This window comes from Bradyrhizobium sp. HKCCYLRH1034 (genome assembly GCF_051168375.1).
Classification (GTDB): Bacteria; Pseudomonadota; Alphaproteobacteria; order Rhizobiales; family Xanthobacteraceae; genus Bradyrhizobium.
Genome location: NZ_JBNPUW010000004.1, coordinates 537,106 through 560,899, shown reverse-complemented (window position 1 = coordinate 560,899; position 23,794 = coordinate 537,106). Strand labels below are relative to the sequence as shown.

The following is a 23,794-nucleotide window of genomic DNA, read 5'->3' as shown; positions in this document are numbered from 1 at the left end:
AGCGGCAATCCCACGCCAAAATTTCTGCTGTTCCGCACGCCCCGCAACTGGTGGGCGCCCCAATGATCCCAGCTTGCTCCGCGTTGACCGTTTCTTTCGAATGCCCATCGCAACCTCCTCATCGAGTGTTGCGACGACCAATTGAATCCGCCGGTGTTCTCGGCTGAACCTGTGGTGACTGCCGCCTGCATTTTTTTCGCAGGCGGGCCATGGGTGAGGCCCTCACCCGGCATTCCCTGCGCCCTCTTCTGATTGAGAGGGTTCGACTGATGGATCACTCGGACGCCATGCGTCGCGAGAACGCCAGCTCATGTGTAGCGATGTCATGCAAGCGAAAGTCTGTCAGCACACTCGCTGTCATTCCGGGCGCGCGCAGCGGAGCCCGGAATCCATACTCCGAAGCGGACTTTGTTGGAACGAGATGGAGCAGCCGGCGTGCCCAACACGTCCACGTGTGGTTATGGATTCCGGGCTCGCGCTGCGCGCGCCCCGGAATGACGGCGTCATGTGTGGATGGCTCGCGACGACACCACGGCCGGTGCTTATGAGTCCCGGCTCGGAGGCCGGGACGACAGCGGAGTGTGGCGTGGGAGCCCGGCTCACCGCGACGCTGCGAGGGACGATGAAGCCGCCCTCACCCGTTGCGATACGTGTAGCTGTAGCCGTTGATCGCCGGGGCGCCGCCGAGATGCGCATAGAGCACCTTCGACCCTTCCGGGAAGTAGCCCTTCTTGACCAGGTCGATCATGCCCTGCATCGACTTGCCCTCATAGACCGGGTCGGTGATCATCGCCTCGGTGCGGGCGGCCAGGCGAATGGCCTCGTTGGTCTCGGCGCTCGGCACGCCATAGGCCGGATAGGCGTAGTCGTTGAGGATCACGATCTCGTCGTCGCGGACCTTGCGGCCGAGCTCGACGAGCTCAGCGGTGTTGTCGACGATCTGCCGCACCTGGCTGCGGGTCTGCTGCGGCGTGCCGGAGGCGTCGATGCCGATGACGCGGTCGGCGCGGCCGTCGGCAGCGAAGCCGACGATCATGCCGGCCTGGGTCGAGCCGGTGACGACGCAGACGATGATGTAGTCGAACTTGATGCCCATCTCGGCTTCCTGCGCCCTCACCTCCTCGGCGAAGCCGACATAGCCGAGACCGCCGAACTTGTGCACGGAGGCGCCGGCCGGAATGCCGTAGGGCTTGCCGCCGGCATCCTTGACCGACTGGATCGCATCTTCCCAGCTCTTGCGAATGCCGATGTCGAAACCGTCCTCGACGATGCGGCTGTCGGCGCCCATCAGGCGCGTCATCAGGATGTTGCCGACGCGGTCATAGACGGCGTCCTCGTGCGGCACCCAGCTCTCCTGCACGACGACGCACTTCATGCCGATCTTGGCCGCTGTCGCCGCCACCATGCGGGTATGGTTCGACTGCACGCCGCCGATCGAGACCAGGGTGTCGGCATTCGATTCGATCGCATCGGGCACGATGTATTCGAGCTTGCGCAGCTTGTTGCCGCCCATCGCGAGACCGGAATTGCAGTCGTCGCGCTTGGCATAGATCTGCACCTTGCCGCCGAGCGCCGCGGTCAGCCGCGGCAGATGCTCGATCGGGGTGGCACCGAAGGTGAGCGGATACTTCTTGAACTTGTCGAGCCGAAGCACGGGTCTCTCCGTGGGTGGATGAAAGGGCCGGCCGAAACATACGAAAAAGGCGGAGAAAGGTGCTCTCTTTATTGGCCTGCGCTTTCGTGCTTACGTCCACAAGAATTGACATCGGCAAGAGATATGTCCGCATATGACGGAAAAATTGAGAGAATCTTCCACCACTGATCTCGACCGGGTCGATCGGCGCATCCTGCAACTGCTGCAGAAGGACGGCCGGATGAGCAATGCCGAGCTTGCCGCCACCGTTCATGTCAGTCCGGCCACCTGCCATCGCCGCACCCAGCGCCTGTTCGAGGAGGGCTACATCAAGGGCGTGCGCGCCCAGATCGCGCCGGAGAAGGTCGAGCGCAGCGCGCTGGTGCTGGTCGGCGTCGTGCTCGATCGCTCGACGCCGGAGAGCTTTCGCACCTTCGAGGCGGCGATCCGCAAACTGAAATTTGTGCTCGATTGCCATCTCGTCGCCGGCGATTTCGACTTCTTCCTGAAGATCCGCGTGCGCGACATGCACGACTTCAACCGGATGCATGGCGACCAGCTGATCTCGCTGCCGGGCGTGCGGCAGACGCGCACGTTCTTCGTGATGAAGGAGGTGGTCGACAATGCGCCGCTCGATTTCTGAGCAGGCCGGGCATTGAACCGGTGGCGCCGCATCGGCGACTTACCAGCGCGTGAGCTCGCTCACATCAGCAACCGACATCGCGGAGACACGGATGAAGAGGCTGTTGGCCGTCGCGGCTTTGGTTCTGGCCAGCAGTGCCGCCGAGGCGCAATACGTCATCGAGTACGGCGGCAAGACGATCCGCATCGATCCCGACCGCGGCACCGTGCAGATCCCCGGCGTCTACGACAATACCGAGCAGAAGAAGACCAAGCGCACCAAGCGCGACCAGGACAATGCGGCCAAGCCGCCTCCGGCGCCCGCCGAGGCGGCGGTCACGCCGGCCCCGCCCGCGCAGGCTCCGGCTGCGACCGCGCCCCCTGCTCCCGTCCCTGCGGCGCCCGCTCCGACGGCAGCCGCACCAGCGAGCCCGCCGGCGGCGCCTCCTCCCGTCCAGGCGGCCGCGCCACCGGCGCCGCTGCCGCCACCTCCGGCGGCCCCAGCCGCCAACGCCACGGCACCGGTTGCGCCGCCAGCCGCTGCAACGGCCGCTGCGGCTCCTGCTGCCGCGCCGCCGCCACCGCGGCCAGCCCAGACGCCTGCCGTGACCACGGCAGCTGCGCCGCCCGCCGCGGCGCAGACCGCCGGTCGCGATCCCAGCTCGCCGGTCGGCATCTGGTTGACCGAGGAGAAGGAGGGCCAGATTCGCATCGAGCCCTGCGGCACCAATCTCTGCGGCTACGCCGTGGATGCGAAGACCAAGCAGAACGGCGAGCAGATCCTGATCAACATGCGGCCGAGCGACAAGGCCCAGGAGAAGAAGTGGACCGGCCGCATCTTCGATCCGAACAGCGGCAGCACCTACGATTCGACGATCGCGCTGAAGGGGTCGGACAGTCTGCGCGTGCAGGGCTGCGCCTTCGGCGGCATGTTCTGCGGCGGCCAGACCTGGACGCGGGTGAACTGAGCCCGGCGCGCGACGCGCCTCCAAACGCAAAGCGCGCGGCCCTGCGACCGCGCGCTCGCACCGTTCTCAGTGATGTATCAGCCGACCGGGGTGGCGTATTCCTCGTCGGTGACGTGCTCCATCCAGGTCACGTGCTCGCCATTGAGCGATTCATGCATCGCGACGTGGACCATGCCGGTGGTCGGCGCGGCGCCATGCCAATGCTTCTCGCCCGGCGGGATCCAGACGACGTCGCCGGCCTTGATTTCGCGCACTGGCCCGCCCTTGGCCTGCACCCGGCCGACGCCCTGGATGACATAGAGCGTCTGTCCGAGCGGATGAGTATGCCAGGCCGTGCGCGCGCCCGGCTCGAACGCGACGCGCGCCGAGGCGACGCGGGCTGGAGCCTGCGGCGTGATGATCGGGTCCTGCCAGACCGTGCCCGTAAAGCTTTCCGCGGCTGCGCGGCGCGTGGGGCGCGAGCCCGCGAGATAAACGTCGACCATTGTTCTGCCTTTCCTGAAGCTGTGTCGTTGATCAATCGGCGCCGTGAACTACTTCTTCGACGCGGCGTAGCGCGCCTTGGTCTCGGCGTTCATCGGATAGAGACCCGGCAGCACCGCGCCCTTGTTCACCTCGTCAACGATCCAGGCTTCCATGCGCTCCTGCTCGGGACCTTCCGCGAGCACGTGATCGAGCATCGCCTGCGGGATCAGCACGGCGCCATCCTGGTCGGCGACGATGACGTCGTTCGGAAACACGGCAACACCGCCGCAGCCGATCGCCTCGCCCCAGCCGACGAAGGTGAGCCCTGCGACCGACGGCGGCGCGGCGTAGCCATCACACCATACGGGAAGGCCGGTGCCGAGCACGCCTTCGAGGTCGCGCACGACTCCGTCGGTGATCAGCGCGGTGACGCCGCGCTTGACCATGCGGGCGCACAGAATGTCGCCGAAGATGCCGGCGTCCTTGACGCCCATCGCATCGACCACGGCGATGCAGCCTTCGGGCATGGCCTCGATCGCGGTGCGGGTGGAGATCGGCGACGACCAGGATTCCGGGGTCGCCAGATCCTCGCGCGCCGGCACGAAGCGCAGCGTGAAAGCGGGACCGACCAGCCGCTTCTGTCCCGGGCGCAGCGGCTTGGCGCCGCGCAGCCAGACATTGCGCAACCCCTTCTTCAGCAGGACCGTGGTGATGGTCGCGGTGGTGACTTGAGACAGGGTGGCGATGGCTTCGGGAGTGAGGGACATCTTGAGACTGGTGCTCCAAACGGGCTGGCTGAAAAAGCAGGCGCATCTTGCGAGCGACGAAGGCGGCGTCAAGGGCATGCGCGGTGCGTCCGGCGCATGCGGGGCTTGCGTGCACCCGATAAGGCCTCCTTATCGCGAGACATCCGATTAATTTATTGAATTTTCGAGACTTTTTGCCTTGGACCCAATTCCACTGGCGCATGAAAACAGCTAGATGAGGAACACCAACGCGGATCACTTCGGACTCATGGCCGACCCTTTTCCACCTCCTCGCCTGCTGCCCAGCGGCGACAGCGCCGTCACCGTCGAGTTCAGCCGGACGATCGACGAGACCGCCAACCGCCGCGTCCTGGCGCTCGACCATGCGGTGGCAGTGGCCGGGATCGAGGGCATCACGGAGACGGTGCCGACCTATCGCTCGCTGCTGGTGCACTATGATGCAGGTGTGATCGACCACGACACCCTTGGAGCAAAGCTGTTGGCGCTGTCGGCCGGGTCGCTCGCGCCGGAAAGTGAGGTCAGGCGCTGGCGGGTTCCCGTCTGCTATGGCGGAGAGAATGGCATCGACCTCGAGGATGTCGCCAAGGCGTTGAGCCTCACGCCGGACGAAGTCGTCGCACGCCATATCGCCAGCACTTATCGCGTCGCAATGATCGGCTTCACGCCGGGCTGGTCCTATTTGTCCGGTCTCGATCCCACGCTGCAGATGTCGCGCCGCCAGAATCCGCGGCTCTGGACACCGGCCGGCATCATCGCCATCGGCGGCATCCAGACCGGCATCCAATGCCTTGCCGGGCCGTGCGGCTGGCACCTGCTTGGCCGCACCGCGATGCGGACATTTCAACTGCATCGCGAGCCGACCTTTCTGCTCGAGCCCGGCGACGAGGTCAGCTTCTATGCCGTTGACGTCAAGACCTTCGCGGAGCAGGAGCGCGCCGCCGAGGGCGGCGAGCTCATCGCCGAGCGGATCGCCGCATGAGCACGCTGGTCGTCTCACAGATCGGCCCGGCAAGCTCGGTCCAGGATGGCGGGCGTTTCGGCGCGCAGCGCTACGGGCTGACGCCGTCCGGCGCGATGGACAAGCTGGCGCTGGCGGCAGCCAACAGCCTCGTCGGCAATGCGCTGATGGCGGCTGCGATCGAGATCGGCCCGTTCGGCGCGACGTTCGCGGCGAAGGGCGGCGCGGTGCGCATGGCGCTCGCCGGCGCGCAACGGCTGGCGGATGTCGCCAAGCGGCAGGTCGAGATCAACACGTCGGTGACGCTGAACGACGGAGAGCAGCTCACGCTCGGCTTTGCGCGCGGCGGCTCGTTCACCTATCTCGCCATCGCCGGTGGCATCGCCGGCGAACCGATGTTCAACAGTCTCTCGGTGAATGCGCGCGCCGGGCTCGGCAGCCCCTACCCCCGCCCGCTTCAGGCCGGCGACGTGTTCGAAGTCGCCCCCGCCGGCGATGCGCCGGAACTGCGGATCGATCTGCCGAAAGCCGGCGGCGCGATTCGCGTCGTCATGGGACCGCAGGACGACGAGTTCAGCGACGAGATGAAAGCGCTATTCCTCGGCAGCGACTGGATGGTCTCGGCGACCAGCGACCGCATGGGCTATCGCCTCGAGGGGCCGCAGATGCGCCACCTGCACGGTCACAACATCGTCTCGGACGGCACCGTGGACGGCAGCATCCAGGTGCCCGGCAACGGTTCGCCGATCGTGCTGATGTCGGACCGCGGCACCAGCGGCGGCTATCCGAAGATCGCGACCGTCATCACGGCCGATTTCGGCCGCCTGGCGCAGACGCCGGCCGGCACGCCATTCCGCTTCAAGGCCGTGAGCATGGCCGAGGCGCAGGCCGAACTGCGTCGTTACAAGGATCTGCTGCGCAGCTTGCCCGGCCGCGTCACCGAGCTTGCGAGCAGCGACTTCAACGTCGATGCGCTGTTCACGGCCAATGTGGCCGGTCATGCCGTCAGCGCAACCGACGCCACCACCTGGCCCGGAGTCACTCCCGATTAGTTTGATCACATCTCACGTTGCTTCGGACCCATCAACGAGCGGACCCTGACATGACCAGCACCGTCGATCTGAACTGCGACCTCGGAGAGAGTTTTGGCCCGTGGGAAATGGGCAATGACGCCGCCATGATCGAGCTGGCGACATCGGTCAACGTCGCCTGCGGCTTTCATGCCGGTGACGCTGACATCATGCGGCGAACGGTCGAGATGGCGAAGGCCAAAGGCGTCAGCGTCGGCGCGCATCCCGGCTATCGCGATCTGCATGGTTTCGGTCGGCGTCCGATGCCGGGGCTGAAATCATCGGAGATCGAGAACCTCGTTGCCTATCAGATCGGCGCCCTGCAGGCGATCGCCACCGCGGCCGGTCACAAGGTTACGCATGTGAAGGCACACGGCGCGCTGTCCAATGTCGCCTGCGAGGACGACATGACGGCGAACGCCATCGCCAAGGCGATCAAGGCCGTCGATCCGAGCCTGATCTTCGTCGTGCTCGCCAACTCCAAGCTGGTGACCGCTGGCGAGAAGGCCAATCTGAGGATGGCTCACGAGGTGTTTGCCGATCGCGCCTATGGCGACGATGGACTCCTGGTGTCGCGCAGCAAGCCCGGCGCCGTGCTGCACGATCCCAAGGTCATCGCCGATCGTGTGGTGCGCATGGTTCAGGACGGCGCGGTGATTTCGGTGACTGGCAAGGTGATGAAGATGCGGACCGACACCGTCTGCATCCATGGCGACACCGCCGGCGCGGTCGAGATTGCGCGGGAGGTCCGCAAGGCGCTCGACGCGGCCGCCATCACGGTCGCGCCGTTCAAGAGGTGATGAGAATCAGAATGGATGCGTGAAAGACGTGCCCAGGGTGATCGCGGCAATCAGCGCCATCGCGCTGTAGAAGGCAACCAGCGCGACGGTTGCGCCGCGTTCGCGAATGGCGCGGGCCTGGGGCATCTGTCGCAGGGGCGTGGATATCGTGCGCATGGCCGGTCTCCTGAAGTTCCGGCCATGAGAAAAGCGTTCCCGCGGCCGGGTGCAAGGCAACCGGCGAAATAACGACAAGCCCCCTGTTTCGGGTCCGCTTGGAACCAAAAAATTCTCGGCCGATGTTGCGACCGAGAATATTCTCCGCCGGGTTCCAGCTCAGTAGACGTCGAGCTGGAACCGGCCCTTCTTCTTGAGGTCCGCGACGAAACTCACCGCCTCGTCCGTCGAACGCGCGCCGAACTGGGCGACGATGTCGACCAGGGCGCGCTCGACGTCCTTGGCCATGCGCTTGGCGTCGCCGCAGATGTAGAGATGGGCGCCGTCGGCGAGCCAGGTCCACACCTCGCGGCCGACCTCGCGCATGCGGTCCTGGACGTAGAATTTCTTGTCGCCGTCGCGCGACCACGCCAGCGACAGCCGCGTCAAGAGGCCGGCGGTCTTCATGGCGTTGAGCTCGTCGGCGTAGAAGAAGTCGCAGTCGCTGCGCTGATGGCCGAAGAACAGCCAGTTTTTGCCCGGCGCTCCGGTCGCCCTGCGGTCGTGCAGGAAGGCGCGGAACGGCGCAACGCCGGTGCCGGGGCCGACCATGATGATCGGCGTCTTCGGATCGGCCGGCAACGCGAAGCCATGCGCCTTCTGCACATAGACGCGCAGCTTGTCGCCGGGATTGATCCGCTCGGCCAGGAAGGTCGAGGCAAGTCCCAGCCGCTTGCGCTTGCCAACGACGTAGCGGACGCAGTCGACCGTCAGCGACAGCTTGCCGGGCGTGGCATTGTGCGACGACGAGATCGAGTAGAGCCGCGGCTGCAGCGGCTCCAGCGCCTCGACGAAGGCCTCGGGATGCGGCCGGACGCCGGAGAACTTCTGCAGCACCGCCATCACATCGAGCGTCGCCGCGTCGCCATCGGGATCCTCGCCCTGCGCCAGCTGCCGCGCCTTCTCGCGGGTCGCGCCGCCGGTGATGAAGGAGATCAGCTCGAACAGCGAATCCGGCGCCGGCGCCAGCGAGACGTCCTCGAGCAGGCACTGCCGCAGCGGCTTGCCGTTCACCTCGGTCATGTGCGAGGCGCCGAGCAATGCGATGATCTGATCGACCAGGCCGAGATCATTCTTGGCGAAGATGCCGAAGGAATCGCCGACGACGTAGTCGAGCCCGCTCTCTCCGAGATCGAACTCGATGTGCCAGGTCTCCTTCTCCGAGCCCGGCTTGTTGAGCAGACGCCGCGACAGGAACGTCGCCTCGACCGGATTGTCGCGCGAGCGACCGGGCTCGCTGACGACGACGGAGACGGTGGCCGGCGCAGCCGCAGCGGGCTTGGCCGCGGCCGGAGCCTTGTCGATCTCCTCGTAGAGCGCCTTGAGCATCCGCGCGGTTTCCTTGCCGCCGGGGACGCACAGGTTGAGCCGCGCCTCGCTGCGATCGGCAATCGCATCCGAATAGTCGCTGCAATTGTAGCCGCATTGGCCGCAGTCCTGCTGTGCCATGGCCGCCATCATGCGCCGGCGCAGCGGACGGCCCTCGGCGAGCTTCATGCGCTCGCCGATCGGCATGGTCTGATCGTGCCATGGCGCCTCGCCGTCATCACCGTCGCCCGCGGGCGCGAGCACGGCGCCGTTCTGCGCCGGCGACAATGCCGTCGCGCCGTCGAGACCGAGCGCTCCGGCCAGGAAGCCGTTGAGCCACGAGCGCTGCGCCTCGGAAAATGGCGCCGTCGGAGGAATGATCTCGATCTTGGACATGGGCGTGATCTGGTTCATGCTGAGACCTACGACGAAATCTGGGCTTCGGCGAGATTGCGCAGCGTTTCGCCGTCGTGACGACGTGCGAACGACAGGAAGGTCTCGTCGGGTGAGGTGCGGTGCGCGAGATAGGCCTTGAGCAGCTTCTCGACGGTGCGGGGCGCATCCTCGGCCTTGAGATCGCGATAGACCTCGCGGCCGATATCGGCCTGCGGGCCGAAGCCGCCGCCGGCGAACAAATGATAGCCCTCGACGGTGTCGTCGCCATCGCCGACCGGCACCTTCGCGCCGATCATGCCGATGTCGCTGATGTAGTGCTGGGCGCAGGAGTGATGACAGCCGGTCAGATGGATGTTGAGAGGCGTGTCGACATCCACCCTCGTCTCGCACCAGTCGCCGATCTCGGCCGCATGTTTCTTGGTGTTGGATGCTGCGAACTTGCAGCCGGCGTTGCCGGTGCAGGCGATCAGTCCGGCGCGGATGTGCGAGGCCTTGACCGAAAGTCCGATCTGCTCGACCGCGGCGCAGGCCAGCGCGACCTTGTCGTCGCGGACGCCCGATAACAGCAGGTTCTGCCACACCGTGAGCCGGATCTCGCCGTCGCCGAGATCCGCAGCGATCTTGGCGAGCGCGCGCATCTGATCCGTGGTCAGCTTGCCCAGCGGCAGCACGACGCCGATCCAGTTCAACCCTTGCTGCTTCTGCTGGTGCACGCCGACATGGGCCATGCGGTCGGAGTCGGGCCGCGGCTCGAGCGCCTCGTCGGGGACGCGCGCCAGCTTGCGGCCGAGCCTTGTTTCAACGGCTTCCATGAACTTGTCGTGGCCCATGCTGTCGAGCACGTATTTGAGCCGCGCCTTGAGGCGATTGGTGCGGTCGCCGGTCTCGATGAACAGCCGCACGATGGCGTCGGCCACCTCGGTCGCCCGCTCCGGCTCGACGATGATTCCTGTCGGCTTGGCGAAATCCTTGTGTCCGGTGATGCCGCCGAGGCCGAGCTTGAACCACACGCCCGGCGCAACGCCGAATCCGTCCTTCACCTCGACCGCCGAGAACGCGATGTCGTTGGTGTCCTCCAACGCCGCGATCCGACCGGCGCCGTCGAAGGCGACATTGAACTTGCGCGGCAGGCCGTAGAGCGAGCGGTCGTTGAGGATGTGGAAGTGCCATTCGCGCGCGAAAGGACGCGTGTCCAGCAGCTCCTGCGGATCGATGCCGGCGGTCGGCGTTCCCGTCACGTTGCGGATGTTGTCGGCGCCGGAGCCGCGCGCCGTCAGGCCGAGATCCGACAGACCTTCCAGCAGCATCACGGCATGCTTGGGCGGGATCTCGCGTAGCTGCAGATTGGCGCGCGTCGTGACGTGGCTATAGGGACCGCAGAGCCGGTCGGCGAGGTCGGCAAGCCCCGCGAGCTGCCAATGCTTCATTACGCCGTTGGGAATGCGCAGGCGGCACATGTAGGAGTCCTGCGCCGGCGCGACATGAAACAGGCCGTAATAGCGCCAGCGGAAATTGTCCGCCGCGGACGGCGCAGCATTGCTGCGGGCCTGCTCCTTCAGCCGCTCATAGGCATCGAACGGGTGCAGCTCGCGCTTGACCTTCTCCTGGTCGGCGAGCTTGCGCCCGGATGCGATGACCTTGTCCTGCGCCTTGATGTGAATGGCGTCGGGCCCGGTCGGCTCGGCAATCGTCGTCGCGGCAGCAGCCTGCCCGCGGCCGGCCAGCGTGACCTTGAGGCCGGCGGCCAACCCCTCAAGGTAGCGCTTCTGCTCGTCGTTGAAGTCGACTGACAAGGGTTCGATTTTCATGATGGCGGACGAAGCTCCAGCGGCCAGGACGAATGGCGTTTGCGGATGGGACGAGGATCGCGTCGTCGAACGGCCGATGGGGGGCGGTTCAAATGAGCGATCCGACCAGCTTCGTTGCTGCGGAAATCCGGTAATGGACTGCAGTCAGCGGCATCTGTGGCGGCTGACCGCACTGCAATATTCAAATTGCGTGCCAGCCGGGACAAGCAGGAAATGTAAGAGAATTCAGAGGGCTGCTCAAATCGGCGAACCCGCACTGGCAGGCTCAAGCCCTCAAATGCGGGCACTTCGCCCAAAATTTGATCGGCGGAGCGAGTTGCCCAAATTGGGTGCTGAGTGGAAGACCTCAGGCCGTCCAGCGGCCGATCTTGAAGGCCTTGAGATGGCCGATCACGTCGTCCGCCGCGAAAGGCGGACCGGCGAAGGCGCCGATGGCGCCATCCGTGCCGACCGCGGCCGTGCCCATCGCCGCGTCGTAGATGTCCGGCCGGAACACGCCCATGGCGGTGCCCAGGGCTTCAGTGCTGAGGGGAGTCTGGCCCCACCGCACCATCTGGGCATAGAGCCAGGCCGCCTGGATCTTCTCGGGCCGTCCCGCCTCTTCCCGGCCCACCAGCAGATAGCGCGAGCTTTCGCGGAAGGTGCCGTCCGGCGAGATTTTGAGGCGGCCGTCCAGCGTGCGCTGGAGCACCTCCGCATCGACGCCGATCCGCTCCGGCTGGGCTAGGATACGCGCGGCTTCTGCGTGGTTCTGCTCGATGAATTCGGCGGCCTTGGCGCAGGCGCGGACCAGGCCGGCGAGGGCGTCGGGATTCTTGTCAGCCCAGCTCTGCCTGACCGCCAGCACCTTTTCGGCCGCGCGCACCAGCACGTCAGACACGAAGTGGAGAATATGGCCGATGCCGAGATCGACCGCGATCGAGTTCCACGGTGCTCCGACGCAGAACGCGTCGACGTGACCGTTGGCGATGCTCTCCACCATGTAGGGCGGCGGCAGCACCACGAGACGGACGTCCTCATCGGGGTCGACACCGCCTGCGGCCATCCAGAACCGCAACTGATAGTTGTGGGTCGAGAACGGAAACGTCATGCCGAACGTCAGCGGCTCGGCGCCGGCCTTGCGCCGTTCAGCGACGACGCGCGCCAGCGCCAGCGCCGTCGCCATCGGGTCGAAACGATCCCCCTCGAGGTGGGCCATGATCGCCGCATGCAGCGCTGGCGTCACGGTGATCGCGTTGCCATTCACTCCGAGATTGAAGGGAGCCACGATCGGCACCTTGACATGGCCGATGCCCAGGCTGGACGCAATGGCGACGGGAGCCAGCAGATGCGCCGCGTGGAACAGGCCGATGTTGAGCTTGTCGCGCACGTTCGACCATGACACTTCGCGGACCAGCGTGACATCGAGACCTTCAGCCGCGGTGAATCCGTTGTCGACGGCGACGATCAGCGCGGCGGCATCGACCAGCGGGATGAAGCCAATGCGAAGCGGGCCGGTCATTTCAGCATCTCCGAGGCGGTCAGGATCGATTGCGCGATCTCGCCGATCTTCTTCTTTTCGCGCATCGCCGTGGAGCGCAACAGCACATAGGCTTCCTCTTCGGTGAAGCCCTTCATCTTCATCAGAATGCCCTTGGCGCGGTCGATCACCTTGCGGTCTTCGAGCGCGGACTTGGTGCGCTCGAGCTCGTCCTGAAGCTTGGAGAACGCATTGAAGCGGGAGATGCAGAGATCGAGGATCGGCTTGATCCGCTCCTTCTTCAGGCCGTCGACGATGTAGGCGGAGACGCCCGCCTCCACCGAGGCCTGGATCGAAGCCGCGTCGCTCTGGTCCACGAACATCGCGATCGGCCGGCGGACGGCGCGACTGACCTGGAACATCTGCTCCAGCACGTCGCGGCTCGGGTTCTCCAGGTCGATGACGATGACGTCCGGATCCAGGGCATAGATGCGCGCCAGGAGACCCTGCATCTCGCTGACATGCACGACGCCGGTAAAGCCCGCTTCCCGCAAGCCTTCCTCGAGGATGGCCGCGCGGATCGGGCTTTCGTCGACGATCACGATTTTAGGCGATTGCTCGGCGCTCATCGATCACCAGGTTGTCCGGGCCCTCACCCATAGCATGGACGTGGCCGCGTCAAAGCCTTGTCTTTCTGGGCAATTCGGACTAGCTGACGCCTATCTCATCAGGCAGTTCCAAGATGCAGCAGGGTTCGGCGCCCAAGATCAGCTTTGTTTCGCTCGGATGTCCCAAGGCCTTGGTCGATTCCGAGCGCATCATCACGCGCCTTCGCGCCGAGGGCTACGAGCTTGCCCGGAAGCATGACGGCGCCGACGTCGTCATCGTCAACACCTGCGGGTTCCTCGACAGCGCCAAGCAGGAATCCCTGTCGGCGATCGGCTCGGCCATGGCCGAGAACGGCAAGGTCATCGTGACCGGCTGCATGGGCGCCGAGCCGGAGCAGATCGAGCAGGCCTATCCCGGCGTGCTGTCGATCACCGGCCCGCAGCAGTACGAGAGTGTGCTGGACGCGGTCCACCGCGCATCGCCGCCTGCGCACTACCCTCACCTCGATCTGGTTCCTCCGCAGGGCATCAAGCTCACGCCCCGGCACTACGCCTATCTGAAGATCTCCGAAGGTTGCAACAACCGCTGCACCTTCTGCATCATCCCGAAGCTGCGTGGCGATCTGGTGTCGCGCCCCGCAGCCGACGTGCTGCGGGAGGCCGAGCGGCTGGTCGCAGCCGGGGTCAAGGAGCTCCTGGTCATTTCGCAGGACACCTCGGCCTATGGGCTGGACCTGAAATATGCCGAAAGCGCCTGGAAGGACCGCAGCGTCCGGGCTCGCTTCCTCGATCTGGCGCGCGAGCTCGGCGAGCTCGGCGCCTGGGTCCGGCTGCATTACGTCTACCCCTACCCGCATGTCGACGAGGTGATCGGCCTCATGGCTAACGGTAAAATATTGCCTTATCTCGACATCCCGTTCCAGCATGCCAGCCCGAACGTCCTGAAGGCGATGCGCCGCCCGGCGGCGCAGGACAAGACGCTGGACCGGATCAAGGCGTGGCGGACCACCTGCCCCGACCTCGCGCTGCGCTCGACCTTCATCGTCGGCTTCCCCGGAGAGACGGACGCCGATTTCGCCTATCTGCTGGACTGGCTGGATGAGGCCGAGATCGATCGGCTCGGATGCTTCAAATACGAGCCTGTGGCCGGCGCGACCTCCAACGCCCTGCCCGACCAGGTCCCGGACGCGGTCAAGCAGGAGCGCTGGGACGCCCTGATGGCTCGCCAGCAGAAGATCTCGGCACGCCGGCTCAAGCGCAAGGTTGGAACGCGTCAGCAGGTGATCATCGACGAGGTCGGGCCAAGCGTCGCCAAGGGCCGCACCAAGGCTGATGCCCCCGACATCGATGGCGCCGTTTATCTGTCCAGCCGGCGGCCGTTGCGTGTCGGCGAGATCGTCACGGTCAAGATCGAGCGTGCCGACGAATACGACCTGCACGGCACGGTCGCTGGGTTCTAGCGCGGCTCTGTCGCGTCTCGGGCCACCCGCCGGGAACTCGGGGGAATCGCAGACGGGCGTGTAGATGAGTCCTGGACCTGCGGACCGCCCCTCAGTGCGAGGAGCCCGTGGTGCGAACCGACCAGAGATTCAGCAGGCGAAGCGCCTCGTCCTGCTTCAGTTCGAGATATTTGTTCTTGAGCTTGGTCAGCTCGTCGGGAGGCGTTGCACCTGAAACGAACCGGCTATCGAGGATCGCGGCAACCGTGACCCAGCTCAGTCCAGCGGCCTTGCACGGCACGAGAATGCCGTCGCTGCGCAGGCTCTGCATCAGCGGCCGTACCAGCTCGATACTGCATTTCGCGAGCTCCGCGATGGCCGCGATCGTCTCGCCGTAGCGCCGCTGGCGGGCAAATTCGAGCAACTCGGCCTCGGTGAGCTTTCCGCCCTGTTTGAGTTGGCCGATCGCCGCCTTGGCGCTGCCGCCGTCGCGGTTTCGTGACAACTCGCGCTCGGCGTCGAGCGTGGCCGCTGAAATGGCGCTGCGGATTTCCTCGTAGAGATGCGGCGGCGCCGAGGCGAGCAGGCGCACCCTCACCGCCTCCGTCGCGCGCTGCAACAGGGTCCTGCGCAAGGCTGCCGGCAGATCGGCGCGGATGCCGGCCGCGACCGTGAGCTCCGCATCTCCAGCCGCTTGCGCCACGATGGCGGCAAATCCGGCGGGAGACACCCGCGCACCGGGATTCTTCATCAGTTGCCGGCTCACGCTCGGATAGCGTCGCGCGAGCAGCGCATCGGTGACGATCTCCTGCAGCCACCAGCGCCCGGCGATCGCCACCAGGTGCTTCTCGCTGCGCGTCTGCGCGATCTCGATCAGATCCTCGCTGCTCAGCCGCGGCGATTCCGAAAGCACCGGCCCCGCGACGGCGATGTCGTCATGATGAGCCAGCCGCCGGATCACGCCAGCCGGCGCCTGCGGGATCGGGGCAAGCTGGGCGCTGAGTTCGGCGAGTGCGATCCGGGCACCGACGTCGGCCAGCGCGCGCAGCTCGATGGTGTTGACGAGACGCTCGAAGACGTCGGCAAACAGCGCGTGCTGCTCGATATCCAGGCTGCCGGCGGAGGCGACGAACAGGGAGGCGACTCGCTCGGCCACGCCGGAGCAGCGGTCGGCTGAGCCGGTGGCTATGGCCGCCTGCACTTCTTCGGCGATCGTGAGATGGGGGTTCGACATCGCTCATCCTGAGCAGCTTGCATTTTCAAGCTGGCCGGCAAAGTAAACGCAGCCGCTAAATGTTTGGTAAAGTTGTCACTAAAGCGCGAGACCCGAGATTGGATCGTGCGGCCTTCGCGCCGGCCGGCGCTTCCCTCGCCGCTTCCCGGAGCGGCGGCCCGTATTGCACCCTGCAGGCCGGCATCTTGACACCGGTTGCGATTTGCCTGTATGGCCGCCGCATGATCTTCAACCGGACCAACCGCCGCGCCGCCGTTTGCCGTCGTCACCGCCGTGACGATGCCGGGGCGCGCCATGTCCGAAGACGTTGCTGATCAGCTAGCTCATCAGCTCCAGGTTTTCGAGAAGGCCGCTCCCGCAAAGGAGCGGCCTTCTCGCTTTTTGGCCCACCGTTTCCCCCCTGAGCACAGGAGATTGCACATGCTGACCGCCTCCCATCCCTACGACGCTCTGATGGAGATCACGGCGCGTCCGCGCACCGTCTTCGTTCAGGGCAAGGGCTCCTGGCTATGGGACGACTACGGCAAGCGCTATCTGGACTTCATCCAGGGCTGGGCCGTGAACTCGCTCGGCCATGCGCCGCCGGAGCTGGCCAGCGCGCTCGCCAGCCAGGCGGCGCGCCTGATCACGCCGAGCCCAGCGTATTTCAACGACACCAGCCTGCAGTTCGCCAAGGCACTCGTCGACCGCTCGTGCTTCGACCAGGTGTTCTTCACCAATTCGGGCGCCGAAGCCAATGAAGGCGCCATCAAGCTCGCGCGCAAATACGGCGCTCTGCGCAAGAACGGCGCGTATGAGATCATCACCTTCGAGGGCGGCTTCCACGGCCGCACGCTGGCGACGATGTCGGCTTCTGGCAAGAAGGCGTTCGAGCCGCTGTTCGAGCCCAAGGTCCCGGGCTTTCCAAAGGCACGCCTGAACGACATCGCCTCGGTCGAGGCCCTGATCTCCGACAAGACGGTGGCGATCATGCTCGAGCCGATCCAGGGCGAGGCCGGCGTATGGCCCGCGACGGACAGTTTCCTGCAGCAGTTGCGGGCGCTGACCACCAGGCACGGGCTGCTGCTGATCGTCGACGAGATCCAGACCGGCATGGGCCGCACCGGAAAGCTGTTCGGCTATGAGCACGCCGACGTCCTCCCGGACATCATGACCTTGGGCAAGGGCATCGGCGGCGGCGTTCCGCTCGCCGCCCTGCTGGCGACCGAAGCGGCGTCTTGCTTCGAGCATGGCGATCAGGGCGGTACCTTCAACGGCAATCCGCTGATGTGTGCGGCGGGACTCGCCGTGCTCGACGTCATCGAGAAGCCGGAGTTTCTGAAGGCTGTCACGGACAACGGGATCTATCTGGAGAGCGAGTTGCAGCGCATCTCGGCAAGGCACGGCCTGGGCGAAGTGCGCGGCCGTGGTCTGTTGCTTGCGCTCGACGTGATCAGGCCGATCGCGCCGGCGATCGTCGCGCATGCCTTCGAGCTCGGCCTGCTGCTGAACGCGCCGCGTCCGGATGCGCTGCGCTTCATGCCGGCCCTCAATGTGACTCGCGATGACATCGCGGCGATGATCGACACGCTGGACGGAATCCTGACCAAGGTCGGCGCCGCGCGCTGCGTCGCCTGATCGAATGCCGTTCGGGACGCAGGCTCCGTGCCATACGCGAAGCCTGCGTCCCGCTGCCTACAGATGAGGCACAAACATCGAGGTCGGGCTCGCCGCCATTTGACCTGGATCAAGGACAGCCGTCCCTCTGAACAACGATCCTGATCGCGCCAAACACCTGCGATCCGATGACTTACGTTATATCTCTACTGATATAGCGTTGTACGGGATGTGATCAGCTCGGAGGAAAGAGGCTTGCCGGGACCAAGCTGATGATCATCCGCCGACAACGAGGTCGGCACGATAGAGGAGATGTAAGAATGGCGAGAGACAATCTGGCTCGGGCGTTGCCGGTCGAAGACAGCGGCAGCCAAATCGCCCTGGCCGCGACCGAAGAGGTGCTGATCCACGTTCGCTTCTTCCCGAACTCGGACATCAACTCGATCGGCGAGAAGCCCGCCAGCCTGACCGCCAATGAATGGTATGAGCGCCTGCTCGACATGGCGCGTCCGCATTATCAGACCTTCGCCGGCGGCCGCGGCTTCTTCCGCATCCCCCGCCCCTGTTTCGAGGCGATCCTGAAGGGCGTTGCTGCCTGACGTCGGCTCTCTCTCCGGATGAGGCCGCGAGCGTCCTCTCTGCCTCATCCCTGTCGACCGCGGTGCGCCGGGTGCGCCGCGGTCGCTGGCGTTTTGGTCCGTGCGCGCGTCGGAGGACAACATTGAGCGAAGCGGCTTTCAACGGACTGCGACGGGTCTTCAACGCGCTGCTGGCGTCCGGGCTGGCCTCGCAGAACCTGGCAGACATGCTCGCCGACCGCGCCTTCGATCTGTTCGAAGCCAACATCGATGCCCAGACGGCGCATCTGCCCACCCTCGCCTGCGCCAAGGGCTGCCCCTCCTGTTGCGCGCTGCGCGTGACCGCGACGGCACCGGAGATCTTCCTGCTCGCGCGCTACGCCCGGCAGATCGATCAGCGCATGCCGGCGACCGCGCTCGGCTCGCTGTCACGTCGGATCAAGCTCGCCAACCGCGCGACGCGTGGCTTGAGCGAGACCGAGCGAATGAAGCTGCGCCAGCCTTGCCCATTCGTCGTGCGCGGTGGCTGCATCATCCATCCCGCGCGTCCGCTCGCCTGCCGCGGCCATGCCTCGTTCGACCGGCGCGCCTGCGCGCAGGCCATGGCCGGTCGCGAGGTGGACGTGCCGGTCTCGGCGCCACACGTCGCGCTGCGCGCCCTGGTGCAGGATTCGCTCAGGGAAGCGCTCGGTGCTGCGGGGCTCGCCTCTGGCCTCTATGAGCTCAACCAGGGTCTCGTTCTGGCGCTCGACGCCCCCGAGCGCGAGCGCGCCTGGCGCGACGGACAAGACAGCCTGGCGCCGGCGCGGATCGAGGCGTCGACGACGGCAGCGCTGACGGACGCGGGGCCCTGGAGCCGGGCGGCGGGTGACGCTTCGATCCGGGACGAGGTTGCAGCCGCAGAGCCAGGTCGCCAATCTCCTATGGCTTGAGGATCGAGGCCCCGGTCGTGACGCGGCTTTCGAGATCGGCGTGCGCCCGGCCCGCATCCTTGAGCGCATAGGCGTGATTGATCTGCACGTGCAGCTTGCCGCTGATCACCGCCGAGAACAGCGTGTCGGCGCCCTCCAGCAGCTCGGATCGTTTGCCGATGTAGTCGTTGAGCTTCGGCCGGGTCGCGAATAGAGAGCCGTGACTGTTGAGCTCGGCGATCGAGAATGGCGGCACCGGACCCGAGGCATTGCCGAAGCTAACGAACAGACCGCGCGGCTTCAGGCAGGACAAGGAGCCGGGGAAGGTCGACTTGCCGACGCCGTCATAGACCACGTCGCACAATTCGCCGCGGCTGATCTGCTTGACCCGCGCGACGAAGTCCTCCTCGTTGTAGAGGATGACGTGGTCGCAGCCATTGGCCAGCGCCAGATCCGCCTTCGCCGTGGAGCCGACGGTGCCGATGACGTGCGCGCCGAGCGCGCGCGCCCACTGGCAGGCCAGCAGGCCGATGCCGCCCGCGGCGGCGTGGATCAGGACGCGATGGTGCGGCTCGACCTTGAAGGTCTTGTGCAGCAGGTACCAGACCGTCAGCCCCTTGAGCATCAGCACCGCGCCCTGCTCATAGGTGATGTGGTCGGGCAGCTTGACCAGCCGCTGCCAGCCGATGTTGCGCTCGGTGGCATAGCCGCCGAGGTTCTCATAATACGCGACGCGATCGCCGGGATGGAAATGCGTGACGCCCGGCCCCACGGCGATCACCTCGCCGGCCGCTTCGTTGCCGGCGATGAACGGCAGGCCGGGCGCCTTGTACAGTCCGGTGCGATAGTACACGTCGATGAAGTTGAGGCCGATCGCGTGCTGGCGGATGCGGACCTCGCCGGGGCCGGGCGCGACGAGATCAACCGGCTCATAGACGAGCGCTTCGGGGCCTCCCACCTTGTGCACGCGCACCGCCTTGACCATCCCGCCATCTCCCCTTCGGACTCTCCATCGCCGCCTCCGGGAATCCGGCGAAAGAACCTTCGACACTTACCTGATTCTCATCGACATCCGGCTCCGTTGAAGGAGCCGACCTCCGGCCGCGCATCCGGCGCTGCCGGCGGCAAAAGCGAAGGCGATCACGACGGCCTTGTCAACTCGGCGCCTGTCAGGCGTTGCGCTTCCTGCGGTTGCGCGAGGCCATCACGTTGAAGGCTTCGACTGCCAGCGCAAAGACGATCGCGAAGTAGATGTAGCCGCGCGGGATGTGGAACTCGAAGCCGTCGGCGACCAGCGCGACGCCGATCAGCACCAGGAAGGCCAGCGCCAGCATCTTGGTGGTCGGATGGTTTGCCACGAAACGCGCGACGGGTCCCGAGGACACGTACATGATGACGACCGCGATGATGACGGCGGCGATCATGATCTCGAGATCCTGGGCCATGCCGATCGCGGTGATGATCGAGTCCAGCGAGAACACGAGATCGATGACGATGATCTGCAGAATCACCCAGAAGAACTTGTTGGCGCCGCCGCCCTGCGACCCCTCCTCCCCCTCACGCGCCTCGACCTCGGCATGGATCTCGTGCGTGGCCTTGGCGATCAGGAACAGGCCGCCGGCGATCAGGATGATGTCGCGCCAGGAGAAGCCGAGGCCACCGATCGTGAACACCGGCTGCGTCAGCCCGATCAGCCAGACCAGCACGCTGAGCAGCAGGATGCGGAAGATCAAGGCCAACGCCAGCCCGATCTGGCGGGCGCGTGTCGCCTGCGGCTGCGGGATGCGCGAGGTGATCACCGACAGGAAGATGACGTTGTCGATGCCGAGAACGATCTCGAGGGCGGTCAGGGTGAGCAGCGCGGCCCACGCTTCGGGACTGGTCAGAAGGTCGATCATGCTTTCAAGGATCTCAACAGGCGGATCGCGGAGTCGCTCGCGACGATGTAGAGGGCGATCGCGCACAACAGCGTCGTTACAATCGGGCCCACGGCGAAGTTGTTTCCCAGCGCGTCGATGACCAGGACGCCCCAGAGCGCGACCAGCGGCAGCGTCAGCCAGCGCAGCCGCTCGACGCGCACCGGGTGGATGACATGGAATGGGACGAAGGTCAGCGCGATCAGGACCGCGAGACCCAAGGTCGCCAACGATGGCGAGGGATGCAGCAGGAACAGGTAGAATGCCGCGATGTTCCAGAGTCCCGGAAACCCGCGAAAATGATTGTCGTCGCTCTTCATGCGGCGATCGGCGAAATACAGTGCGCCGGTGACGGCGATGCCGACGCCGATGACCGGCGCGGCGAGCGGCAGCAGCATCCCGCTGGCGGTGATGGCGTAGGCCGGCACGAACACATAGGTCGTGAAATCCACCACCAGATCGAGCACGTCGCCCGACCAGTCCGGCTGCACATGGACGACGTCGAGCCGGCGCGCCAGCGGCCCGTCGATGCCGTCGATGATGAGCGCGCCGCCGAGCCACCAGAACATCGCAGTCCAATGCTCGCGCACGGCCTCGAGCATCGCGAGCAGCGCGACGCCCGCACCGAGCGCGGTGAAGACGTGCACCGAGAACGCCGCGGCACGATGCGCGGGCGTTGCGGCCACCCTGCTCTCTGGTCTCAACTGATCCATGCGACGCCAGTGCTATCAGGAATCGGAGCCAATTGCATATCCGCCGTTGCGGCCATGCGCCGCGCAGGCTCACGCAATACCCTTGAAAAAGCCCTGCAGGAACGTCAAATGTTCCCGCATGAGCAACACAGACGCCAGCTTTGATGTCATCGTCGTCGGCGGCGGACCCGCCGGGCTCGCCGCCGCGATTGCATTGTCGCAGACCGGGGCGCGGACGGCGCTCGTGGCCCGCAAGGCTCCATATGCCGACAACCGCACCACCGCCCTGCTCGGCGGCTCGGTCGATTTCCTCGACGAGATCGGCGTCTGGTCATCGTGTCGTGACCGCGCCGCCGGCCTGAAGGCGATGCGGCTGGTCGACGATACCGGCCGGCTGTTCCGAGCCCCGGAGGTGCGCTTCGTCGCCGACGAGATCGGTCTCGACGTGTTCGGCTACAACATCGCCAATGCCATCCTGGTCGAGGCGCTGGAACAACGCGCCAGCGAAATCGACGGCCTGGTGCGGATCGCCGAGGATGCGGAAAGCGTGCGCAGCGATGCCGATGCGGTGACCGTCACCAGCGCATCGGGCCGCGTGCTGACGGCGCGGCTCGTGGTCGGCGCCGATGGCCGGCATTCGCTGTGCCGCGAGGCCGCCGGCATCGGCGTGAGCCGGCGCACGCTGCAGCAGTCTGCGCTGACCTTCAACATCACCCATGCGCGGCCGCATCACAACGTGTCGACGGAATTCCACACGCCGCAGGGCCCCTGCGTGTTCGTGCCGCTGCCGGGCGACCGCTCCAGCGTCGTCTGGGTCGCAGCCCCGAAGGAGGCCGACCGGCTGTTCGCGCTCGACGACGACGCCCTGTCCGACGCCGCCGAGCGGCAGTCGCATTCGATCTTCGGACGCGTTCGCGTCGAGCCGGGCCGCCATGTGTTTCCGCTCGCGATCGAGCGGCCCCTGCGCTACGCGCAAAACCGCATCGCCCTGGTCGGCGAGGCCGCGCATGTGGTGCCGCCGATCGGTGCGCAGGGACTGAACCTCGGCCTGCGCGACGGCATCGACATCGCCGATGTCGTGCGCAAGGCCAATGCGGCCGGCGAGGATATCGGTGCCCCGCAGGTGCTCGCGCGCTACGGTGCCGCGCGCCGCGCCGACATCCTGAGCCGCACCTTCGCCATCGACGTCGCCAACCGCTCGCTGCTCAGCGATCTCCTGCCGATGCAGTCGCTGCGCGCCGTCGGCATGCACCTGATGAGCGGCATCGGTCCGCTGCGGCGGCTCGCGATGCGCGAGGGCCTGGCGCCGTCATGGAGAGCCACGCGCAAGGCCGGTTGAGCACCGTCAGGGAAACACCAGCCGGCCAGTCTGGATCAGCCACATCACGCTGGTCAGGGTGATCACCGAGGCGAAGGTGCCGATCAGCACCGCCGATGAGGCCGGCTCGATCCAGCTGTCATTCTGGCGCGCGATCACGAACACATTGAGCGCCGGCGGCAGCGCCGCCATCAGCACCGCAGTCGCCGCCCAAGGCTGCGCGAACGGCCCGAACAGCAGCATCAGCCCGAACGACAGCAGCGGGTGGACGACGAGCTTCACCACGGTCAGGACCGGCACCTCCCAGGGCAGCCGCTCGAACGGGCGCAGCGCCACGGTCACGCCGAGCGCGAACAGCGCCGTCGGCGCAGCGGCGTTTTGCAGGAACTGCAGGGTGCGGTCGAGCACGGTCGGCGGATGCAGCTGAAACGCCGCCGCCAGCATGCCGGCTGCCGTCGCCATGATCAGCGGGTTCTGCAGGATCTGGCGCAGCACCGTGCGCAGCGCATGCACCACCGAGGCGTGGTCGCGCTCGGTCAGCTCGACGAGCAGCGGCACGATCGAGAACAGGAAGATGCTGTCGCAGCAGAAGATCAGCGCGGTCGGCGCCGCCGCCTTGGTCCCGAGCACGGCCAGCGCCAGCCCAGGCCCCATATAGCCGATGTTGCCGTAGCCGCCCGCGAGCCCGGCCATGGTCGCCTCGCGTAGCGACAGCCGCCCGATGGCCTTGCCGAGCACGAGCGCCAGGGCGAAGGTGAGCATGGTAGCGAGCGTCGTTGCAACCAGGAAGGGAGGGTTGCTCAGCTCCGTGAACGGCGTGCGCGCGATGAGGTTGAACATCAAAGCGGGCAGCGAGACGTAGAGCAGGAAGAAGTTCATCCAGGCGAGCCCGGCTTCGGGCAGCCTCCTCCACTTACCGCAGGCGAAGCCTATGAAAACGACGCCGAAATAAGGCAGGGCCAGATTGAGAATGTCGAACATGGGCTCGGAAGATGACCCCCTGAGGGGGCCTGGGAAGGGCCTGGAATGCGGGGGCGTCGCGGCTTGACGCGAA

General features: G+C 66.1%; 23 protein-coding genes. 10 read left to right on the top strand and 13 right to left on the bottom strand.

All coding sequences use genetic code 11. The features are described from left to right. Positions 1–634: 634 nt before the first annotated feature. Entirely contained in the window at positions 635–1,654 is a 1,020-nt protein-coding gene (locus ACQR0W_RS12915) for a 1-aminocyclopropane-1-carboxylate deaminase (protein WP_315711969.1), read from the bottom strand. Between the two features lie 145 nt (positions 1,655–1,799). On the opposite strand from ACQR0W_RS12915, the gene ACQR0W_RS12910 reads away from it, so the two are divergent. Beyond that, on the top strand, positions 1,800–2,276 hold the full coding sequence (locus ACQR0W_RS12910) for an Lrp/AsnC family transcriptional regulator (protein WP_316170521.1): 477 nt from the start codon (positions 1,800–1,802) through the stop codon (positions 2,274–2,276). A gap of 91 nt (positions 2,277–2,367) precedes the next feature. Next, complete coding sequence (locus ACQR0W_RS12905) at positions 2,368–3,222, top strand: DUF2147 domain-containing protein (RefSeq protein ID WP_316170520.1); 855 nt, start codon at positions 2,368–2,370, stop codon at positions 3,220–3,222. Between the two features lie 77 nt (positions 3,223–3,299). Here the strand turns inward: ACQR0W_RS12905 and ACQR0W_RS12900 are convergent, their stop codons facing one another. Both ACQR0W_RS12900 and ACQR0W_RS12895 read right to left on the bottom strand, forming a co-directional pair. Next, positions 3,300–3,707 (bottom strand): (R)-mandelonitrile lyase, encoded by a 408-nt coding sequence (locus ACQR0W_RS12900; protein WP_008965351.1) that lies wholly within the window; start codon positions 3,705–3,707, stop codon positions 3,300–3,302. A 48-nt stretch (positions 3,708–3,755) separates the two neighbouring features. Continuing rightward, positions 3,756–4,454, bottom strand: a complete 699-nt coding sequence (locus tag ACQR0W_RS12895) for a ribonuclease activity regulator RraA (protein WP_257164758.1) — start codon at positions 4,452–4,454, stop codon at positions 3,756–3,758. A gap of 247 nt (positions 4,455–4,701) precedes the next feature. On the opposite strand from ACQR0W_RS12895, the gene pxpB reads away from it, so the two are divergent. The 3 genes from pxpB to ACQR0W_RS12880 are packed head-to-tail and all read left to right on the top strand — an operon-like array spanning position 4,702 to position 7,282. Beyond that, a complete protein-coding gene (gene pxpB / locus ACQR0W_RS12890; RefSeq protein ID WP_316170519.1) occupies positions 4,702–5,433 on the top strand; it encodes a 5-oxoprolinase subunit PxpB in 732 nt (243 codons plus the stop codon). Further along, entirely contained in the window at positions 5,430–6,464 is a 1,035-nt protein-coding gene (locus ACQR0W_RS12885) for a biotin-dependent carboxyltransferase family protein (RefSeq protein WP_316170518.1), read from the top strand. The genes pxpB and ACQR0W_RS12885 overlap by 4 nt, the downstream gene beginning before the upstream one ends. A 50-nt stretch (positions 6,465–6,514) precedes the next feature. Beyond that, entirely contained in the window at positions 6,515–7,282 is a 768-nt protein-coding gene (locus tag ACQR0W_RS12880; RefSeq protein ID WP_315711978.1) for a LamB/YcsF family protein, read from the top strand. A gap of 6 nt (positions 7,283–7,288) precedes the next feature. Here ACQR0W_RS12880 and ACQR0W_RS12875 read toward each other — a convergent pair whose 3' ends face one another. From ACQR0W_RS12875 to ACQR0W_RS12855, 5 genes are all read right to left on the bottom strand, one after another. After that, positions 7,289–7,438: a hypothetical protein gene (locus tag ACQR0W_RS12875; RefSeq protein WP_315711980.1), complete on the bottom strand. Its 150-nt coding sequence runs from the start codon at positions 7,436–7,438 to the stop codon at positions 7,289–7,291. Positions 7,439–7,597: 159 nt separating this feature from the next. After that, positions 7,598–9,199: a sulfite reductase subunit alpha gene (locus tag ACQR0W_RS12870; RefSeq protein WP_316167947.1), complete on the bottom strand. Its 1,602-nt coding sequence runs from the start codon at positions 9,197–9,199 to the stop codon at positions 7,598–7,600. An 8-nt stretch (positions 9,200–9,207) separates the two neighbouring features. Further along, positions 9,208–10,989 carry a NirA family protein gene (locus ACQR0W_RS12865; RefSeq protein ID WP_316170517.1) on the bottom strand — a complete coding sequence of 594 codons (1,782 nt, stop codon included), beginning with the start codon at positions 10,987–10,989 and terminating at the stop codon, positions 9,208–9,210. Between the two features lie 346 nt (positions 10,990–11,335). After that, the gene (locus ACQR0W_RS12860) at positions 11,336–12,490 is read right to left on the bottom strand and encodes a CmpA/NrtA family ABC transporter substrate-binding protein (RefSeq protein WP_315751585.1); all 1,155 of its coding nucleotides are present in this window, start codon (positions 12,488–12,490) and stop codon (positions 11,336–11,338) included. Next, positions 12,487–13,077 carry an ANTAR domain-containing response regulator gene (locus ACQR0W_RS12855; protein ID WP_008965342.1) on the bottom strand — a complete coding sequence of 197 codons (591 nt, stop codon included), beginning with the start codon at positions 13,075–13,077 and terminating at the stop codon, positions 12,487–12,489. Before ACQR0W_RS12855 ends, ACQR0W_RS12860 begins: the two co-directional genes overlap by 4 nt. Before the next feature lie 113 nt (positions 13,078–13,190). Here ACQR0W_RS12855 and rimO point away from each other — a divergent pair, with 113 nt between their 5' ends. Next, a complete protein-coding gene (rimO, locus tag ACQR0W_RS12850; RefSeq protein ID WP_316170516.1) occupies positions 13,191–14,516 on the top strand; it encodes a 30S ribosomal protein S12 methylthiotransferase RimO in 1,326 nt (441 codons plus the stop codon). A gap of 91 nt (positions 14,517–14,607) precedes the next feature. On the opposite strand, the gene ACQR0W_RS12845 is transcribed toward rimO, so the two are convergent. After that, on the bottom strand, positions 14,608–15,729 hold the full coding sequence (locus ACQR0W_RS12845) for a DUF2336 domain-containing protein (RefSeq protein ID WP_315828491.1): 1,122 nt from the start codon (positions 15,727–15,729) through the stop codon (positions 14,608–14,610). Between the two features lie 420 nt (positions 15,730–16,149). Here ACQR0W_RS12845 and ACQR0W_RS12840 point away from each other — a divergent pair, with 420 nt between their 5' ends. From ACQR0W_RS12840 to ACQR0W_RS12830, 3 genes are all read left to right on the top strand, one after another. After that, positions 16,150–17,346, top strand: a complete 1,197-nt coding sequence (locus ACQR0W_RS12840) for an acetylornithine transaminase (RefSeq protein WP_316170515.1) — start codon at positions 16,150–16,152, stop codon at positions 17,344–17,346. A gap of 299 nt (positions 17,347–17,645) precedes the next feature. Further along, complete coding sequence (locus tag ACQR0W_RS12835) at positions 17,646–17,924, top strand: hypothetical protein (RefSeq protein ID WP_315711990.1); 279 nt, start codon at positions 17,646–17,648, stop codon at positions 17,922–17,924. Positions 17,925–18,046: 122 nt separating this feature from the next. Beyond that, complete coding sequence (locus ACQR0W_RS12830; RefSeq protein WP_316170514.1) at positions 18,047–18,835, top strand: YkgJ family cysteine cluster protein; 789 nt, start codon at positions 18,047–18,049, stop codon at positions 18,833–18,835. On the opposite strand, the gene ACQR0W_RS12825 is transcribed toward ACQR0W_RS12830, so the two are convergent. The 3 genes from ACQR0W_RS12825 to pcsA form a co-directional block, all read right to left on the bottom strand. Beyond that, entirely contained in the window at positions 18,825–19,799 is a 975-nt protein-coding gene (locus ACQR0W_RS12825; RefSeq protein ID WP_315751589.1) for a quinone oxidoreductase family protein, read from the bottom strand. The genes ACQR0W_RS12830 and ACQR0W_RS12825 overlap by 11 nt on opposite strands. Before the next feature lie 184 nt (positions 19,800–19,983). Next, complete coding sequence (locus tag ACQR0W_RS12820; protein WP_315828489.1) at positions 19,984–20,712, bottom strand: TerC family protein; 729 nt, start codon at positions 20,710–20,712, stop codon at positions 19,984–19,986. Next, complete coding sequence (gene pcsA, locus ACQR0W_RS12815) at positions 20,709–21,443, bottom strand: phosphatidylcholine synthase (RefSeq protein ID WP_315711995.1); 735 nt, start codon at positions 21,441–21,443, stop codon at positions 20,709–20,711. Before pcsA ends, ACQR0W_RS12820 begins: the two co-directional genes overlap by 4 nt. Before the next feature lie 118 nt (positions 21,444–21,561). Between pcsA and ACQR0W_RS12810 the strand changes: the two genes are divergently transcribed. Then, positions 21,562–22,761 (top strand): UbiH/UbiF family hydroxylase, encoded by a 1,200-nt coding sequence (locus ACQR0W_RS12810; RefSeq protein WP_315828488.1) that lies wholly within the window; start codon positions 21,562–21,564, stop codon positions 22,759–22,761. A gap of 6 nt (positions 22,762–22,767) precedes the next feature. Here the strand turns inward: ACQR0W_RS12810 and ACQR0W_RS12805 are convergent, their stop codons facing one another. After that, the gene (locus tag ACQR0W_RS12805; RefSeq protein ID WP_316170513.1) at positions 22,768–23,721 is read right to left on the bottom strand and encodes an AEC family transporter; all 954 of its coding nucleotides are present in this window, start codon (positions 23,719–23,721) and stop codon (positions 22,768–22,770) included. Between the last annotated feature and the right edge of the window lie 73 nt (positions 23,722–23,794).

What these genes read in the sequence shown, in the direction of transcription:
- ACQR0W_RS12845 (WP_315828491.1), bottom strand. Translation starts at nt 15,729, where the DNA reads ATGTCGAACCCCCATCTCACGATCGCCGAAGAAGTGCAGGCGGCCATA.
- ACQR0W_RS12805 (WP_316170513.1), bottom strand. Translation starts at nt 23,721, where the DNA reads ATGTTCGACATTCTCAATCTGGCCCTGCCTTATTTCGGCGTCGTTTTC.
- ACQR0W_RS12825 (WP_315751589.1), bottom strand. Translation starts at nt 19,799, where the DNA reads ATGGTCAAGGCGGTGCGCGTGCACAAGGTGGGAGGCCCCGAAGCGCTC.
- ACQR0W_RS12860 (WP_315751585.1), bottom strand. Translation starts at nt 12,490, where the DNA reads ATGACCGGCCCGCTTCGCATTGGCTTCATCCCGCTGGTCGATGCCGCC.
- ACQR0W_RS12900 (WP_008965351.1), bottom strand. Translation starts at nt 3,707, where the DNA reads ATGGTCGACGTTTATCTCGCGGGCTCGCGCCCCACGCGCCGCGCAGCC.
- pcsA (WP_315711995.1), bottom strand. Translation starts at nt 21,443, where the DNA reads ATGGATCAGTTGAGACCAGAGAGCAGGGTGGCCGCAACGCCCGCGCAT.
- ACQR0W_RS12905 (WP_316170520.1), top strand. Translation starts at nt 2,368, where the DNA reads ATGAAGAGGCTGTTGGCCGTCGCGGCTTTGGTTCTGGCCAGCAGTGCC.
- ACQR0W_RS12820 (WP_315828489.1), bottom strand. Translation starts at nt 20,712, where the DNA reads ATGATCGACCTTCTGACCAGTCCCGAAGCGTGGGCCGCGCTGCTCACC.
- ACQR0W_RS12875 (WP_315711980.1), bottom strand. Translation starts at nt 7,438, where the DNA reads ATGCGCACGATATCCACGCCCCTGCGACAGATGCCCCAGGCCCGCGCC.
- ACQR0W_RS12870 (WP_316167947.1), bottom strand. Translation starts at nt 9,199, where the DNA reads ATGAACCAGATCACGCCCATGTCCAAGATCGAGATCATTCCTCCGACG.
- ACQR0W_RS12835 (WP_315711990.1), top strand. Translation starts at nt 17,646, where the DNA reads ATGGCGAGAGACAATCTGGCTCGGGCGTTGCCGGTCGAAGACAGCGGC.
- pxpB (WP_316170519.1), top strand. Translation starts at nt 4,702, where the DNA reads ATGGCCGACCCTTTTCCACCTCCTCGCCTGCTGCCCAGCGGCGACAGC.
- ACQR0W_RS12840 (WP_316170515.1), top strand. Translation starts at nt 16,150, where the DNA reads ATGCTGACCGCCTCCCATCCCTACGACGCTCTGATGGAGATCACGGCG.
- ACQR0W_RS12810 (WP_315828488.1), top strand. Translation starts at nt 21,562, where the DNA reads ATGAGCAACACAGACGCCAGCTTTGATGTCATCGTCGTCGGCGGCGGA.
- rimO (WP_316170516.1), top strand. Translation starts at nt 13,191, where the DNA reads ATGCAGCAGGGTTCGGCGCCCAAGATCAGCTTTGTTTCGCTCGGATGT.
- ACQR0W_RS12865 (WP_316170517.1), bottom strand. Translation starts at nt 10,989, where the DNA reads ATGAAAATCGAACCCTTGTCAGTCGACTTCAACGACGAGCAGAAGCGC.
- ACQR0W_RS12855 (WP_008965342.1), bottom strand. Translation starts at nt 13,077, where the DNA reads ATGAGCGCCGAGCAATCGCCTAAAATCGTGATCGTCGACGAAAGCCCG.
- ACQR0W_RS12895 (WP_257164758.1), bottom strand. Translation starts at nt 4,454, where the DNA reads ATGTCCCTCACTCCCGAAGCCATCGCCACCCTGTCTCAAGTCACCACC.
- ACQR0W_RS12880 (WP_315711978.1), top strand. Translation starts at nt 6,515, where the DNA reads ATGACCAGCACCGTCGATCTGAACTGCGACCTCGGAGAGAGTTTTGGC.
- ACQR0W_RS12885 (WP_316170518.1), top strand. Translation starts at nt 5,430, where the DNA reads ATGAGCACGCTGGTCGTCTCACAGATCGGCCCGGCAAGCTCGGTCCAG.